Origin of the sequence: Paenibacillus sp. CF384 (assembly GCF_900106745.1) — a bacterium.
GTDB lineage: Bacteria > Bacillota > Bacilli > Paenibacillales > Paenibacillaceae > Paenibacillus_Z.
Genome location: NZ_FNNV01000002.1, coordinates 142017 through 159059 on the forward strand (window position 1 = coordinate 142017; position 17043 = coordinate 159059).

The window sequence follows — 17043 nt, forward strand, 5'->3', positions numbered from 1 at the left end:
TAATCACGATTGTTTCGCCCCTCCCATATTGACCTTCATGAACATCTTCTGCGTGAAAATATAGAACAGCACAACCGGCAGTGTGTAGAACAAGCCGATCGCGGTAATTAGGCCGTAGTTGATAATATGGTTCTCCTTCGTGACTAGCTTCGCCAAGTAACCGGCAAGCGTCAGCATTTTGTCATCGAAGATGAGCAAGGTAAACAGGAACCACTCGCCGTAAGCGCCTAGGAAAGCGAATACCGCGATCGCCCCTATACCGGAAAACACATAAGGAACGAGCACCTTACGGAATGCGCCGAATCGGCTCGATCCATCAACCATTGCGGCCCACTCAATATCCCAAGGCACTTCATCGAAGAAGCCTTTCATGATATAAACCAGTCCCGGAAGCGAGCCTGTTGTTGCCACGAGCATAACGCCGAGGTAGTTGTTCACCAGTCCCATTTTGACAAGAATGAAGAACGTGGCAATGATAAGCGTAATCCCGGGAAACGAACGCATCAGGAACAGAAACTTTAAAGCCGCCCCTTTGCCGACAAAATCAAGACGCGAGAACGCATAGGCTGTGGGCACGGAAATGCCAACCTCAATTATGACAATAAGAAAGGAGTACACGATTGTATTGAGTACAATCGGCCAGATCATGGGCAGCTTCACGCCTGAGTATTCCACCGGTTTGGTGAAGAAGGAGAAATTATCGAGAGAGAACTCCCCGGTCGTGAAATTCATCGTCGCGGCGAGAAAATACCATACGATCATGGCAGCAATCGGAAGCGTAAATAGCGTCATATAGGTGTGCACTAGCACTTTCTTTAACGTGCTGGTCGACATCGGGATTCACCACCGGTCTCCTAGATTAGTCTTCGATGCGAGAAGGCTTGATCATCTGATCGAAATCGAACAGGCGGATCAATAGCAGCGTCAGCACGAAGGAAATGAACACGACGATCAGCGATACCGCTGCCCCGTAGCCATAATATTTGAGATTGAATGCTTGCTGGAAGGCGTAAAGCGATAATGTCGTCGTATCCCGCATCGGCCCGCCGTTCGTAAGCAGCATAATGAAGAAATACGAGGATACGAAGCCGATCAGATCCGAAATCGTGATATACATGAGCGGCCATTTGAGCGTCGGCAGAATGATTTTCAGAATAACGGACTTCTCGCTTGCACCATCGACGCGCGCCGCCTTGTACAAATCCTCCGGAATGGAGTTGATTGCCGAAGACAGCAAGATCATGCCGCCTGACACCGTCGATACGATTGTCGCCAGGATGACAATGGCCATTGCGCCTTTGGTGAACCAAGAGACCGGCTCCGAGATAATGCCCATATTTTGCAGGAATTCGTTAATCAAGCCGCCTTCGGTCGGGTCGAAAATAAACTTCCAGAAGGTGACGTACACGACAGACGGAATGATGCTCGGGATGAGCCATAACACTCTATAAATGACAGCCGTCACTTTGCCTTTAAGAAAATATTGCGTCGCAATGGCAATCACAAGCGCAAAGAGCAGCGAGATGACCAAAGTTAGAATGGCGAATACGGCGGTATTGCCCAGAATTTGCGGCAAGTTGTAGTCAGTCATGATTCGTTTGAAGTTGCTTAGCCCAATGAAATGGGGTTTCATGGATGCGTTTAAATCCGTGAAAGCCATCCCTACCGTCGCAATCGCCGGCAAGACGAAGAAGACAAGGACGAGTAAAGCGAATGGCATGATGAACAGATAAGGATAAATGATTTTGCGAACAGGTTTCTTGTATGGCTTTGATTCGAGTGCTTGCGCTTGAGTCATTTCGTTGCGGCCTCCATCCGTTGTGCGGCGTTGTTAAAGGAAACGGAAAGGCGCCTTAATCGGGATTTGAGCGCCTATTCCGCTTATGCCTTATTCCTCAATGATCAGATGATCGGCTGGTACGTTTTGCTTAACTTCCTTCTCGAACAACTCATAAGCTTCTTCGGCAGTTGCGTTTTTGGTCAAAATCGCATCGATGCCAAGTGTGTAGCCTTTCGTGAATACCGCGTAATCCGGGAGAGCCGGACGTGTCTTCGTAAACTCGACCAGGTAGGCGTGATCCTTGTAGAAGGACATTTCTTTGAAGCGCGCATCCTCTTGTGCTTCAGGCGTTACCGGCAGCTTGCCGCTTGCAACCGTATGGTTGATTTGCAGGTCAGGCGCGAGTACATTCTCGATCAGCTTCTGCACGTAAGGCATTTTCTCATCGTCAACGCTTGAACCGACGAAGATCATAGCTGGGTTACTGTAAGAAACAGGCTTGCCGCCCTTCGTTGCGGAAGGAACCGGGATCCAAACTACGTTCTGATCGAACCATGTGTTGTAAGCTTGCACATCATCTTTCATGCCGTTTGCTTCGCGCATCATTTGGTAAAATTCCGTACGCGCGAATTGAGCGAAGATCTCGCCTTTCACGAACATTGGCGCGGACATGTCGGTGTCAACGTCGCCGATATTCTCTGCAATAACGCTGCGTTTCTTGGCATCTGCCCAGAATGCGTATACGTCCTTCGCTTTAGGCGTCAGCATCATTTTGTTCTGTGCAGCATCGTAGTTCACGAAGTCAAACGCGTAATTCCAGCCTTCGAAACGCGTATCTTCTACAGCGAAGCCGGTCTTCACGAGCTTCTTCTTCTTCGCTTCATCAGCCAAGTTAACGAGATCCGGGAACGTAAATTCACCGCTGTCTACTTTAGCTTTCAAGCCATCGATTTGGTCCTTCGTCCAGCCGATGCCCTCCAGCGCCTTACGGCTGATGAATACAGGAGAAGCATCCATATCTTGAATCGCGCCATAGTAATGGCCGTCGTAGCTCATAATGTTCGTGTAGGATGCCGGTACGCTCTTGAACACGGCAGAATCCTTCACCCAGTCGATATCGCGGATCAGGCCTGCGTCCTTCTCCCAACCGATGTCAACGCTGGAGTTGATAAATACATCCGCAACTTTGCCGGCTTGTGCTTGCAAGACGAGTTCGTCATCACCGATGCCAGGCCACCAATCGAGCTTCACTTGCACGTTCTCGGAAGCCAGCTGCTCGTTCGTGCGTTTCTCCGCTTCGATGAAGTTATCTTTACGTGCACCCCATGTATTTTCGCGAACCGAAATCGTCACGACCTTAGGCTCTTTATTTCCCGCCGAGTTCGCGTTGTTAGCTGAAGCATCAGCGGATGTGTTACTGTTGTTACTTGTTCCGCACCCCGCCAAGACACCCACACTCATGACCATTGTCAATGCAATACCAGCAAATTTCTTCACAGCTTATACTTCCTCCTTCGAGTCTCTCGAAATGATTCCTTACAAGATTGAGTATAGAGCTCGTTTGTAAACTCGCTATAAAAACAACGTTAAGATTTTGTTTATTGTTGTTTATATTGATGTTTTGTTGTTTTATACACCGAAAACATGTTGGATCGCTTCTTCTACGATGTCCAATGCCAGAACAAGCTGTTCCTCGGTTGCAATTAGCGGCGGTACCAACGTAAGCACGTTCCCGCTGGAAACCTTGAAGCTAAGTCCTCGTTCCATACAGCGGTACATGACTTTCTCCGCCTCATCGCTCGCCTTTTCCTTCGTTGTGCGGTCCGAAACCAGTTCGACTGCAGCCATCATGCCGATGACTCTCACATCTCCGATCGGCATGTAACGTGCTTTCATGTCTTCTAGTCTCGCTTTAAGCACCTTCTCCATTTGGCTGGCATGCTCTACGAGTCCGTTTTGTTCGATATATTCAATCGTGGCGAGCGCCGCGGCGCAGCCTACCGAGCTTTTCTCATGCGTATAATGACCAAGCGAAATATCTTGAGCTACGTCAAGCCCTTCGCGAACGATGATGCCTGCCATCGGGAACACGCCACCGCCAAAACCTTTGCCGATGACCACGATATCCGGCACGATGTCGTAATGCTCGTGCACGAACATCTTCCCGGTTCGGCCGAACGCCGTCGGAATTTCATCCAATATAAGCAGTACGCCATATCGATCGCACAGCTCACGCAGTCGTTTGAAATACGCCTTAGGCGGAATCTGCACATCCGTACTCCGAACCGGCTCCAAAATAATTGCGCCAACGTCGCTTTCCCGCTCCAGCATGAACTCCAGGTAATCCAAGCATTTCAAGCCGCAGCCATCACAATCCCCCATGAAACATCTGTAGCTGTTGAAAGGCATCATATGTTCCGTACCTGGGAGAAGCGGACCCATGGAGTTGCGGAATACACCTTCCCCTCCGACCGAGATCGCATCGAGGCTTGCACCGTGGAACGAATCCCAAGTCGAGATGGTTTTGAATTTGCCCGTAGCTTTTCTCGCGAGCTTCAGGGCCATGCCGATTGCACTTGTGCCGCCGGGTGTGAACAACACTTTGTTCAGATCGCCAGGCGCGAGTTCCTTGAGTTTCTTCGCCAGTTGGATGGCGACGGGGTTCGTGAATCGGCGCGGTAGAAACGGCAGATCGTCGAGCTGGTTCTTCACCGCATCGATCACATATCGGTTCTTGTAGCCGACCTGATGGACGCTGTTTCCGTGGAAATCCATATATTTGCGGCCGTCCATGTCGATGAGGTAGATGCCATCCGCATCGGTAACCACGTTAAGGCACGGGGTCGACATCGATTGATGGATAAAATATTCGCTGTCTTCTTGCAGCACATCCATCGTTTCTTGGCTCAAATGCGTTTCTTGCCAGAGCTTCCGCTCAGAAGTAAGGTTGATGTCCCCTTCCGTCTTCATAAAGGCTTTTAATTCCAACTGGTCGCTCCCCTTTCCTAGGTGCTATATAAGTGCTAGATTAGATGCTTTGCGCCAAGTTTTTGGCCCATTTATTCGATCGATACCGGAAATACCCGATACAAGCTTTCGATACTTCTTCCAGAGCGAATACGAAGTAGACCCATTCCACCGGCCAATGAAAGATATAAACAGCGGCAAAGACGAGCGGTAGTGCAATGAACCAAGTCGTAACCAGGATCAGCTTCATCGTATAGACGTTATCTCCGCCTGCGCGGAACAGGCCGACGATCCACACATTATTGAGAAAATAAGCGGTGAGCACGAGCGATTGGATCAGCATGACATGTCCGAAAGCCGTCTTAACTTCCTCGCTCGTGTTGCCGAACAGCTTCACGATAAAGGGACTGAACACGGCGACGGCAATGCTGGCTGCGAGCGCGAGCAAGACTGTTATTTTCGTAAATTTCTTTCCATAAAGGATGGCTTCACTTGGGTCCTCATGGCTTAATTTCTGTCCAATCATGACTTTGGCCGCATAAGCGAATCCGAATATTCCCATCATAAAATAGCCATTGAATGTCCGAGACAGCTGAAAGGTAGCGAGCGCAGTCACGCCCATGTAACCGAATGCCACCGCATACAGCATGTTGCCGACTGACCACAGTCCTTCATGGAGAACAAGCGGCATCGTCGTTCGGTACAAGCTTCTTGCAAACGATAATTTGAACGAGAACAGCGACTTGATAGGAACGTTGAAAGCAGCTTTCCTGGCATACACGTATCCGATAAGCGCAACACCGCTGATGACGGATGATACAAGCGTCGCCCAAGCCGCTCCTTCGACCCCATAGGCGTGAAACCCGAATTTGCCGTAAATCAAGACGTAATCGAGACAGACGTTAACGGACATCGAGATGATGCCCACGATGAGCGTCGGCTTCACCAAACCGATGGATCCAAGCGCTTGGCCGAACGTGTCCTTCACCGAATTAATGAGATAGACCGCTAACAGAATGGTCAGATAATGCACGCCGTAGGCCACGGCTGACGGATCATTAATGAAAGCCGTTAATATCCCGTGACGGAAAGCAAATGTAACCCCTGCCAGCACTAGCGTTATGCCAATGCTGGAGGTGAGCATCAAGGAGAATGCCTTTTGCGTAGACTCTCGATCCTCTTTGCCATGGAACTGCGTGATGAAAGCTGTAATACCATATACGCCCGATAAGATCATGCTCAGGATGAATCCGATCTGTCCGACAGCGGCAACGACCGCAATGGCCGTATCGCCAAGCCCGCCGACCATAAGCGTATTAACAAGAGAGAACGAGTTGCCTATCAGCATCTGGAGCACAGTCGGGATGACCAGCTTAATCAGATTTTGACGAAATTCAGTATGCAATGCTGCGTTGCTCATAGCTGCTATCTACATCCATTCATCGGGGAAGATCGGATTGGACCAAGCGACATTGCCTTCGAAATCAATACATTCGACTCGAACGTATTTCATTCCGGCATCCAGCAGGAACGCTCCCTCCGTTATGGCCGAAGCATCCCGATTGAACACCGTGCGGCCATTGAAGGGATGCGTAATAAATTTGATGAACTTGACGGGCGAGCATTCGATCTTGAGATAGCCGTCTTCCAATCGCATATCGTGAATGGCAGGTCCGTTTGAGGAGTAATAACTGCCGGCTTTCAAGGCCTCAATAATGCCCTCTTGTCGCAGGCTCTCTGCCTGAACCGAAATCCATCCGCCGAAAAATTCCGAAATCGCGCTGTCCATCGGACCGCCGGGCGCATCGTCTGCAGCGATTCCGAATACTTTGCGTCCATGGCTGAGCAAGTAATCCCAGTGCCTTACCCCGTAGCCGACCGCTTCGTCGAGCTCGGACTGGTGATTGTAAATTTCGACGGCAAAATAGTGCTGAAGCTGTAACAGATCCTCGGGTTTGTTGCGCGACCACGTCGGATGATTCATGATGATGAGATTGCCTTTGGCCTTCATCTCGTCGATCAGCTCTTGAATCGTGTCCAAGCTTGTATAATCCGGCTTGGCGTGTTCTTCATCATGCTCGAATTCGGACGTGGAGCCGAGCGACGGATCAAGCAGGCCGTGGATATGGTATTGCTGTCCCGTCTCTCTCCAGCTCATCTCGCATGCCATTTCATATCCGCTTAGCATCAGGAAATTTTCATCGTCATAGGCTTCCGACTTCCAGTAGATCTCGTGATCGCTCAGGCACATGAAATCGTAGCCTTTTTCACGGTAAGCGCTGATCACCGTTTCCGCCTCGTATTGTCCATCGCTTCTCGTCGAATGGGTATGAAGATTGCCTTTGTATTTGCGTTTGCTGCCATCTAGAAAAATGAGGGATTTCATGTTCATAGCAGATCACCCACGAATACGGGATTCGTCCAAGCCACATTGCCATCGAAGTCAACGCATTCCACGCGGATATAAGTCATGTCCTCTTCAATTTCCATCATCGCTTGCGTAAGCGGCTCGCCCGTCATAAAGTTGCCGAAGAATGGACCGCGTTGCGGGAATGCTTTGAACATAATGAACTTGCACGGGGAGCACTCGATCTTAAGTCTGCCGTTCTCCACTCGCAGATCGTACACTTCCGGACCGGAGCTTGAGTAAAATTGTCCTGCCTTGAGGCTGCGAATCACATCGGTATGCGTAAGCGAGTCCGCTTGCACTTGGACCCAACCACCGCCGTACTCCGGGATTTTCCAATTCGGGTCGTGGCTGTGGGAATCGTCCGCGGCAATGCCGTACACGCGTTTGCCGTTCTGCAGCGCATGGTCCCAATAAGCGGCACCGTATGAGCTGGCTGTAGACCATTCCGTAGCATGATTGTAGATTTCGACGGCGAAGAATCCATCGTATTTCACCATGTCCTCGAACCTCGTTAAGTGCCATTCCGGGTGGTTGAAGACGACGAGATTGCCATGCGAGCGAAGTTCGTCGATCAATAACTGCGGCGAATGGTCGCCAACCCATGGCACAGGCGTAGGGAAAGCGTGCAGATGCTCGTAGCGCGGCTGCTCCGGTTGAACGGTTGGATCGTCCAACACCCCAAAGTGATAACCCGGGTTCTTGTCCGGTACCGGGTTCAGCTCGCCACGCTCCGTTCCCGGAATCGTAATAAAGTCCTGCTTGTTGAACTCTTCTGTACGTGTATAAATATCATGATCGCTCAGAGAAATGAAATGATAGCCTTTCTCCTTGAAAGCTTGCACGACATCCGCGGCAGGCAAACGACCGTCTGACCAGGTCGTGTGAAGGTGTAGGTTCCCTTTGTACAGCGGTTTATTGCGGTCGAGCAAAATAACATTCTTCATATGCTTTACCTCCACTTGGTTTGTTGTTGTTTTATAAATTGTTTTATGTGGTTTATTATTAGGATACATCGATAAACCATGTCATTCAATCGATTTTCGTAAAATTAACACGGAGTTAATACTCTTTTACAATCGAAAACAAACAATAAACCACATGACAAAAAAAGCGACGGCCGCGCCGCTTAGGCGTACCATCACTTCTATCGTAGATTACGTCGCGCACTGCGAACCTCCACCTTGACCATACCTCGCGACTGCGAGAGTCGGAAAACCCGACTCTCAATCAAAAAATCATTGAAAAAAGTTGTTGAGAGTCGGAAAATCCGTCTCTCAACAGCCAAAGTCGCCTACTATCACCATTACCGTGCCCCGAGAGTCGGAAAACCCGACTCTCAATTGAAAAACTATTGAAAAAAGTTGTTGAGAGTCGGAAAATCCGTCTCTCAGCAGCAATAGTAGCCTGCCACCACTATGATTCTGCCTCGAGAGTAGTGAAATCGAACTCTCAGCCCCCTACCCAAGCGACCTAGTTTGTACGCAGTAAGCGGGATAGCCGCATTCTACGGTAGAAGACATTGCGAGAAAGTATTCACTAGGCCAGTATCAGTGACAACACGGCGAAATGCTTGGAGATGTGGTAATAACAGTAGGGATATTATTATCGAACAATTAAATAAATGCTGCAAATTGTGCAACATTTTATTGTCGATAAGGAGCTTGAGGCAGGATTGTTGCATTATATGCAACATTTTCTTTTCAAATCGCCCTATGAGCGTCAATCTGCGCTGGAATGTTGCATTTTGTGCAACAATAGATAAGATTTCCGTCTCAGTGGGGACAAATGTTGCATTTCCTGCAACATTTGCCCGGCCCCACGGCAATCGGCTGTCCCGTCGGAACGGAACGCGACGTACGCGACGTTCCTCCCCGTCCCAGCCAGCCACCACTTACCTACGGGACTAAAGTATTACAACATTCTCACTCCATCAAAGTCGTCTGCTCTTCACTGCGCTCCGCTCGAAACACGATCGGCCCTACAGTAAGCGCAAGCAGCAAAAGTGCTGCTCCTGTAATCAGGGAGATGCCATAGCTTTGCAGCCAGTACGGGCTGTCCTCGATTTGCTTATACACCCAGCCGCCGAAGAGCGGCCCGATAAATCCTGTCACGCCTGTAAGCGCGGAGAATACCGCAACATACATCGGTCGATCAGACTTAGGCGTATCGCCGATAATAAAGTTAAAGACAAGCAAATTGTAGCCGCCAAGCCCTGCACCAAGCGCGATATTAACGATGGTCAGGACAAGCAGGACGGGCATGATTTCTATCCCTACCCAGAGGACGCAGGACGCGGCAATAATCGGCAGCGCCCACAGCAGCAGCGTCCGCGAGTCAAATCTACTATTGAGATTGCCCCAATAATAGTAGCTGAACATCGTCGTCAGCATCTGAACCGTCGTGAGTACCGTAATGCCCCACTTGCTGATATGCAGCGTCTCTAGCATTACATACGAGAATAACGGGACGACCGCATTTTGCAGCAAAATAAACACCGCAATGAATATCGTCGCTTTCATATAACCTTTATCTCTAAGAGGTTTAAGGAAGAGTGCTGCCGAGCTCGATGCTGCTGATTTCTCGAACGGTGGATTCGGATAACGCCACAGCTCCAGCCCGTTCCATACCGCGCATAATGCACTAACAATGTAAAGAACGGCAAATCCGGTCTCTGCATTCATTCGTTCCAGGATCTGACCGCCAACAAGCAGCGTTATACTGCCAACGGCCCAATGGATGGTGTTTCGAATGCCAAAATATCTTCCGCGCACTTGCGCCGGCACCATATCGGCAACGATCGAGGTCCAGAAGACAGCACTGGTAGAAGCGCAGATAAAAGAGATGAGAAATAAACCGATGAAGACCTCAACCTGGAGTCCTTTCGAAACGAAGAACGGAATAAGCCCGGTTGCAACCCAGAAAAGTCGATGGACCGTACCGAATATCGTGAGGAGCAATTTGCGATTATTTAACCGCTGCATGTAGAAAGCCGCCAACAGCTGCACAAGATTGGCAAGCGCCGGAATCGCCATGACCAGCCCGACATCCGATGCCGAGCCACCCAAGTATACAACATAAATCGTTAAGATTGGACCGCCAAGCAGGTTCGCAATAATGACAGCCGGTATGCCTTCCATGATGGAAGTCAACAACCCTCTGCGCTGATCGGACATTTGCTTTCGGCGAAATACAGACATTAAGTGATTCCAGAAATTCATGCGGTTATCTCCCTCGTGATGTTCCACCTATGAATGGCCGCGCTACTAATAAAGATTTAAACGAGCAGTTCGCCAAGTGTGCGCACCATGACACCTGTACCGCCTTTAACTTCCCATGAACGATCCCGCTCCAGCCATGCTGTACCGCCAATATCCAAATGCACCCATGGCTTCTCCTCTGCGAAGGCGCCGATGAACAACCCGCCGATGCTCGCGCCACCGTATCGTCCGCCGCCATTCTTCATATCCGCAGCATCGCTGTCCAGCTGCTTGCGGAATTCCGGGAATGCAGGCATCGGCCAAATGCGTTCGCCTGCTCGCTTGGAAGCGAGAATAACCTGCTGCTGAAGCGTCTCATCATTCGTGACGGCACCTGTAGCAACATCCCCCAGTGCTACCATAACCGCACCGGTTAAGGTCGCAACGTCAATCAATTTGGTTGCGCCGCGGCGGATTGCTGTTGTGAGTCCATCCGCAAGAACGAGCCGTCCTTCAGCATCGGTATTCACGATCTCAACTGTGGTGCCGTTCATCATCGTGAGCACATCGCCCGGCTTCATCGCACGATCGGAAGGCATATTCTCCGCGGTTGGAATGACAATGACCGCGTTGAGCTTCGGCCGCAGCTCACCTAGAATACGAACCAAACCCAGTACGGCAGAAGCCCCGCCCATATCGGAAATCATCTCTTCCATCCCAAGGCCCTTCTTCAAGGAAATCCCGCCTGTATCGAACGTGATACCTTTGCCGATGATGCCCCATTTGTCCTCGTCCCCCGGAGCGCCTTCATACTGAATAACAATCATGCGCGGCGGGTTAATACTTCCTTTGCCAACGCCGATAAGTCCACCCATGCCGAGCTTCTCACAGGTCTGTTCATCCATAATTTCGACATCGAGACTGTAGGCTTGCGCCAGCGTCCGTGCTTCGTTTGCCAGCACTTCCGGTGTCAACGTGTTACCCGGTAAGTTGGTCAAATCCCGAGCAAACACAACGGACTCTGCGAATACGACACCGCGGCGGATACCGCTCTCCCATTGTTCCGCTGCTGCTGCAGCCAGCGGCTCCGGCAATGCCTGTGTCCCTGTGAACGCTACTTTACGCACAAGCGACTGTCTGCGATTATCAATTTTCTTCGCCGTCTTACGTGTGAATAAACCAAGAATATAACCTTCCGTCATTGCCTGCGCAGCTTGACACACCGTAAACACGGGCGTTCCGATGGCCAGCACTTGAGGCAGCAGCTGCTGCACGCTCACGGCCTTTAATCGTTTAGCCGCTTTAGCCGCAGTGGCTGCCGCGTCTCGCAGTCCGTCAACCGTGAGATGGTCCTGCGAAGAAATCCCAACGAAGATGACATGCGACTCCGGCCGCAGCCCTAACGTTGGCAGCACCAGCGTTTCACGGAGATCGCCCTTGAAAAGCTCTTTCTCCACATGCTTCCGCAGCGCCTCATCGAGCTGTGGATGGATGCCCGCTACCGCCCCTCCGGGCTGCTTTAGTTCTTCTTTACTGATGAAGGATACGACAACATCGGCCGCATCTACCTCATTCCGCGCGCTCTTCGTCTCATATATAAATGTAATGCTCATCGTGTGTGAACAACTCCTGTCTTGAAACTCGTATGCTGCACAAAGCTAATCAACACAAAAAAACCGGGTTTCCCCGATTTCCTGGTTCGTCCTTGTCATGCAGCTCTGAGGCAAGCATAATCAGCCTCTGCAAGACAACTTCTGCAATTAACACGGGTTATACCCCGATTCTAATCCTTTATTCCGCCAATGGCAAATAGATATTAAACTCCGTACCTTCGCCGCTGCTGCTCGAAACGCGGATCTTCCCGCCATGGTTGCGGACGATGCGGTAGCTGACCGAAAGGCCAAGCCCGGTACCTGCTGCTTTCGTCGTGAAGAAGGGGTCGAACAGCTTGGATTTGGTGACCACATCCATACCTTTCCCATTATCGCGGATCGTAATTTCGGCGTCTTTGCCATCTCGCCTCGTAATAATGTCAATTCGGCCGCTTCGATCGCTGCCCATTTCCTCGATGGCTTCCATGGCATTGCGTACGATATTCAAAATAACTTGCTTGACCTGCTTCACATCAATGGAGGTGGAGAGATCCTCATCATACGTTTCCAGATGAATTTGGCAGCCCTTCATAAGCGCCTCGCTGTCGGATAGGAGAATGACTTCTTTCAGTAACGAATTAATAAGCACCTTCTGCTTCATCGGGGCAGACGGCTTCGAAGAGTTTAAGAACTCATATATAATATCGTTGGCGCGATCGATTTCAGTCAAGATGATGCGGGAATATTCTTCTTTCCCTAACTGGGTGAGGTGAGGCTTCAAGAGTTGGATAAAACCACGGATGGAAGTAAGAGGGTTGCGAATTTCGTGCGCGATCGCTGCAGCGATCTTACCCAGCATCGCCAGCTTATCGTTCTGATAAGCCGATTGTTCAATCTGCTTGTATTCTGTGACATCCTTGACACTGAATAAATAATCACCGTCCAGCTGGTCCCCATACGTAACGGTTACGAGCAGGAAGCGACCGTTCACATCTTGGAATTCCAAGTAACGGCTTCTTCGCAGAAACATTTCTTTGTAGAGCCTGAGAATAATGCGCTTCTTGCTCCGGCTAAGCTGATTATGCCATAGGATATCGGTCAAATTGCAACCGATTAATGTTTTGCGGGGAATGTCGAGCAGCTTGGCCATCTGAACATTGATAAAGGAGACAATCCCATCGCTATCCAGAATCGCAATGCCGCTGTCCATATGCTGCAGTACATTCTCATACTTGTTCTTCACCATACGGAATGAACGGTGCGAGCTGAGCAGCATGTCCCGCATCTCGCTAAAGCGCTGCTCCGGCGTTTGCTCCGGCTGGAGTCGGAATCGGAAAGCAACCATTAACTCAATCAGAAAAATAAACGACCGGCTGTACAGCTGGAGCGCTTCCTCTGATTCGACGTTGGCAACGAGCATTTGCATCGATTCTTCATGAATCGCAATAATATCCTCCGGATGAATGCCGTGAAGCTGCTTGCCGATTTCAGTCGCTTCAAAAAGCGATGCCTCGCTGCCGCTTCGAATATATTCAGCAAGCGCCGGGAAATATCGCTTTCGAATGGCTTGCATGGATTTACTCCTCTCCTGCTGCACAGTTCGGTGAATCCATGCGCAATGGAGTAACAATCCATTTACGAAGCGTGATCATGGTTCCTCGCAACTGATCATGGGACAGCTCAATATCGTCTGCCAGTTTCTCAACCAACTGAAGTTGGATACGACTGGCTCCGCGAAAATGATCGAAAAGTCTGACTTCAATGCCGCTCGCGGCTTCCGCTTTTGACGTGCTGATTTGCCGAATGGTCATATGCCCCTTCTCCAAGAATGTAATGAGTTGAAGGGCTAGTTCGGATATCGTATACGCAATTACCGTCTGATCAACAAGACTGAAGCCGATCGCCTTCGCGATGTCTCTTCCTCTTTGCCTTGCCTTAATCGCATCAGCCTTTACCCGAATATGGAGCATTTCCACGTTTATTCTCGCCTCCGCACATCAAAAAATTGCTTTCTTTATGCAGGTTCCGAGTCTGAGATCGCTTACAATAATCATAGTTATGATGTCCATTTTCTGTCAACAGGAGATCCTGTCGAATCATACCGAATCTAAGTAGTACGAAAGGCGCAGCTCTGATGCCTGCGCCTTCCGTGGTCCTATGCTAATTCTGTTTTCCTTGTCCGCGGCCGTTCTTCCACTCGTTATTGCCCCTGCCGTTGCTGTCTTTTCCTTGATTGCGATCATTATCATGCTTATTGTCTTTGTTATTGTTGTTCTTATTGTCTTTGTTATCCGCTTTGTTATCGGCTTTATTATTGTTCTTGCGATCGTCCTGCTTCTTATCATCGTCAGAAACGCCATTATGACGACCATCGGAAGTGTTTTTCACTTCGCCTTGGCCGCCTCTTTGGTCGTTGCTGCGATCATCGTTCTTGCGATCGTCAACGTTTGGCTTATTGTCGCTTTTTCCTTGGTCATCATCACGACTGTGGTCTTTGGGTTTGTCATCCTTCTGAATGACATTCCCCTTCTGAGGCGGGTTCTGAGTTGGAGCTCCGACTTTAATGCCTCCACCTGAGAAATGATTCCCGTGATTCCAGCCTTTGTTGATGATTTTGTTATCCTCTTTGCCGTTGCCTTTATAGTTACTTTTGTTATTGTTTTTATTGTTTCCTTTGTTATCGTCCTTCTTGGTCTCCGCGCTAATGACCTTGCCTATGCCAATGTTCGCGTGACCCTTGTTATTGTTCGATCCTGATTTGTTATCAGAACCCGAATGATTGCCGCGGTGATCGTCGTTCTTCTTATCCCGCTTCTCTTGCTCTTTCTTCAGCAGCTCTCTTAACTGCTCTCTCTGCTGCTCCCATGACTGCTTCGCCGGAGTAGTAGTCGATTGTTCCGTCTTTCTCACCGTATCCCCTTGCTCTTGATCGTTCTTCGCAACAGTAGGCGCCGGCTTGTTGTTCTCGTTAATGACCGCTTTTACGCCGCCCCATGGTTTCGCTGTCTTGTGAATCGACTGCGTCTTCAACTGCTCAATCGACACCTTATGGCCCTGCTTCTTCGCCATGAGGTAGAAGGCCAGCTTGCCCGCAGACAGACCATCCTGCTTCGCCTCTTCCCGAATCTCTTCGGGCGCTGAAATTTTGGTCACTTCGACCTTCAAATTGCGGCCTTTGTCCGTCTTCGAAAGCGACTTGCGCACGGCCGCATCCATATGCGTCGTTACCGTATTCTCGTACTCCGACACTGCCGGATTGGCCACCAGTACGCTTGTAATGATGACGTCGCCTTCACCGCTGTTCAGATACGGGCCGGCACTGATTCGATCCATAATGGCTTCCGTAACTTGCTCAAGCGTAAGCCCTTTATACGTCAAACCTTCCGTAACATCCTTGCCATCACTATTGATTGCGCGCAGCTCTTCCACATGCTCATCTTCCGTGATGCCAAGCTCGATACTTGGATTCACATCCATCGTCAGATAAGCGACAACCTGCGGTCCCTTATTCAGTTGATTTAGCAGAAACGGAACAAAGAGGAGAAGCAGAATCGCTGCTGCACCTGCACTAAAGCTGTACAATTTACGCGGCTGGGCGAATCTTCGCTGCTCGGTGAAGCTAAACTCTTCGCCGATTTGCGGCTTCCGGCTTGTCGGCACCTTGCGGAATTGCCCATCCGGCATTAGTAGAATGACGTATTTCTGGCCTGTTTCCATCACAATTCCACGACTCATGCTCTCACTCCTTTCACCTGGGGTTGTTCCTGCTGTGGTGGCTCATGGGGCTGTATATATTCCTGCAGGTAAGGATAATCACCGTTATGTAGTAGAGCAATGGCAATTATGTATTTACGATTTCGCTCGATCGTTTTGCGAGACACGCCTGCCATTTCGCATAATTCTTTAATGGGAAGCTTCTGCTTCGTCTCCATCATTTCGTAGAGCTCCGGTGCGTTTGCGAGCAGCTTACTGATCGAGATCAGCAGCACCTTTGAATCGGAGTGCTTCGGTGATAGATCCGGCAGCTCGCCAAACGAGATGCCAAACTGCTTGAGCCGAATATCGTACTCGCTGATTTCAAGGCGCCTGGCCTCCACATCCTGCGATACGGAGTAGCGCTGCAGTGCTTCCTTCATCTCTATAGGATTGACGGTCATTTCTTCCTCGTCATCCTGGTCAAAGGCGCTGTATGGAACAGTGCCGGCATGCCTTTGTTCTTTTCGCACATAGTCAATAAGCCTGCGCCGAATAACCGTTTCGGCAAAGCCGAGAAACGATTTTCCTGCCTGACTTGAGAATTGTTCTACCGCTTCGTCGAAAGCAGCCAGCGCAATGCTGAACTCATCCGAACGAGTAGGATCTATGTATCTCTTGCAGAATCGACTTGTCACCTTCGCAATATACGGCTTATACGACGCGATAAAATCATTCCGCGAAGCTTCACCGCTGCGAATCATCTCCACCATATCTTCCGGAGTGATCTTGGTATCTAAGGTGACAGCGGACGTATCGGGCTTACCGCCAAAAATCCGTTTGAACAGAACAAGTAACAAACCGCTCCACCTCACATTTACATTTTTCGTGATGTCCCTTTAGCTTGAGGGGGTCGAACATAGGGGTATATAAAAGAAAAAGCCTCCTTCGTCAGGAGGCGTTGCGTTCTTAACAATATCCTTCGGAGGTTCGTCGCTGCAGTAGCTTATTACGCCGCTGGTTTAGTACGCCGAGCCGCTTTTTCAATTCCGCTTCCCAAGCCTCATCCGCGATTTGCTTCGCGAAGCTCAAGAGATCAAGTGCCATATCAATTTGATTCGTGACCACATCCATAGGGTCTTCGTTCTCATTGTTCACACAGTTCTCGAACAGTTCTTTATCTTCCTGCTCCACATATTCGATAAAGTCGACTTCCGATGCGCCGTCGCCGTGTGCATACTCCGCAAGAATCTCATATTCATTCTCAATCATGTGATGAATTTCAACGCGATGACATACTGGACAGAAAAGAATAGGAACATTATGAATATGCGTGCGAAAATGCTTCAGCGTGCCATTCGTGCCGATCATGCTTGCTCCACAGCAAAAGCTCATGTCAGTCTC

General features: G+C 49.8%; 14 protein-coding genes. All 14 read right to left on the reverse strand.

Going from position 1 to position 17043, the window contains the following annotated elements:
- Positions 1-3 precede the first annotated feature (3 nt).
- The 14 genes from BLW29_RS06305 to BLW29_RS06370 all read right to left on the reverse strand — a co-directional run bounded on the left by BLW29_RS06305 (position 4) and on the right by BLW29_RS06370 (position 17034).
- Complete coding sequence (locus tag BLW29_RS06305; protein ID WP_090977397.1) at positions 4-834, reverse strand: carbohydrate ABC transporter permease; 831 nt, start codon at positions 832-834, stop codon at positions 4-6.
- A gap of 25 nt (positions 835-859) precedes the next feature.
- The gene (locus tag BLW29_RS06310) at positions 860-1798 is read right to left on the reverse strand and encodes a carbohydrate ABC transporter permease (RefSeq protein WP_090977399.1); all 939 of its coding nucleotides are present in this window, start codon (positions 1796-1798) and stop codon (positions 860-862) included.
- A gap of 90 nt (positions 1799-1888) precedes the next feature.
- The gene (locus tag BLW29_RS06315; RefSeq protein WP_090977401.1) at positions 1889-3277 is read right to left on the reverse strand and encodes an ABC transporter substrate-binding protein; all 1389 of its coding nucleotides are present in this window, start codon (positions 3275-3277) and stop codon (positions 1889-1891) included.
- 132 nt (positions 3278-3409) lie between these two features.
- Positions 3410-4768 carry an aspartate aminotransferase family protein gene (locus BLW29_RS06320; protein ID WP_256208403.1) on the reverse strand — a complete coding sequence of 453 codons (1359 nt, stop codon included), beginning with the start codon at positions 4766-4768 and terminating at the stop codon, positions 3410-3412.
- 40 nt (positions 4769-4808) lie between these two features.
- Positions 4809-6167 carry an MATE family efflux transporter gene (locus tag BLW29_RS06325; RefSeq protein WP_090977403.1) on the reverse strand — a complete coding sequence of 453 codons (1359 nt, stop codon included), beginning with the start codon at positions 6165-6167 and terminating at the stop codon, positions 4809-4811.
- Positions 6168-6176: 9 nt separating this feature from the next.
- A complete protein-coding gene (locus tag BLW29_RS06330; RefSeq protein ID WP_090977405.1) occupies positions 6177-7139 on the reverse strand; it encodes a CehA/McbA family metallohydrolase domain-containing protein in 963 nt (320 codons plus the stop codon).
- The gene (locus BLW29_RS06335) at positions 7136-8101 is read right to left on the reverse strand and encodes a PHP domain-containing protein (RefSeq protein ID WP_090977407.1); all 966 of its coding nucleotides are present in this window, start codon (positions 8099-8101) and stop codon (positions 7136-7138) included. The genes BLW29_RS06330 and BLW29_RS06335 overlap by 4 nt, the downstream gene beginning before the upstream one ends.
- 978 nt (positions 8102-9079) lie before the next feature.
- Positions 9080-10375, reverse strand: a complete 1296-nt coding sequence (locus tag BLW29_RS06340; protein WP_090977409.1) for an MFS transporter — start codon at positions 10373-10375, stop codon at positions 9080-9082.
- Positions 10376-10431: 56 nt separating this feature from the next.
- Entirely contained in the window at positions 10432-11967 is a 1536-nt protein-coding gene (locus tag BLW29_RS06345; RefSeq protein ID WP_090977411.1) for a leucyl aminopeptidase, read from the reverse strand.
- Between the two features lie 178 nt (positions 11968-12145).
- Entirely contained in the window at positions 12146-13519 is a 1374-nt protein-coding gene (locus tag BLW29_RS06350; protein ID WP_090977413.1) for an ATP-binding protein, read from the reverse strand.
- Between the two features lie 4 nt (positions 13520-13523).
- On the reverse strand, positions 13524-13922 hold the full coding sequence (locus BLW29_RS06355; protein ID WP_090977415.1) for an ATP-binding protein: 399 nt from the start codon (positions 13920-13922) through the stop codon (positions 13524-13526).
- Positions 13923-14106: 184 nt separating this feature from the next.
- The gene (locus BLW29_RS06360) at positions 14107-15681 is read right to left on the reverse strand and encodes an anti-sigma factor domain-containing protein (protein ID WP_090977417.1); all 1575 of its coding nucleotides are present in this window, start codon (positions 15679-15681) and stop codon (positions 14107-14109) included.
- Positions 15678-16499, reverse strand: a complete 822-nt coding sequence (gene sigI / locus BLW29_RS06365) for an RNA polymerase sigma factor SigI (RefSeq protein ID WP_090977419.1) — start codon at positions 16497-16499, stop codon at positions 15678-15680. Before sigI ends, BLW29_RS06360 begins: the two co-directional genes overlap by 4 nt.
- Positions 16500-16608: 109 nt before the next feature.
- On the reverse strand, positions 16609-17034 hold the full coding sequence (locus tag BLW29_RS06370) for a hypothetical protein (RefSeq protein WP_090977421.1): 426 nt from the start codon (positions 17032-17034) through the stop codon (positions 16609-16611).
- Between the last annotated feature and the right edge of the window lie 9 nt (positions 17035-17043).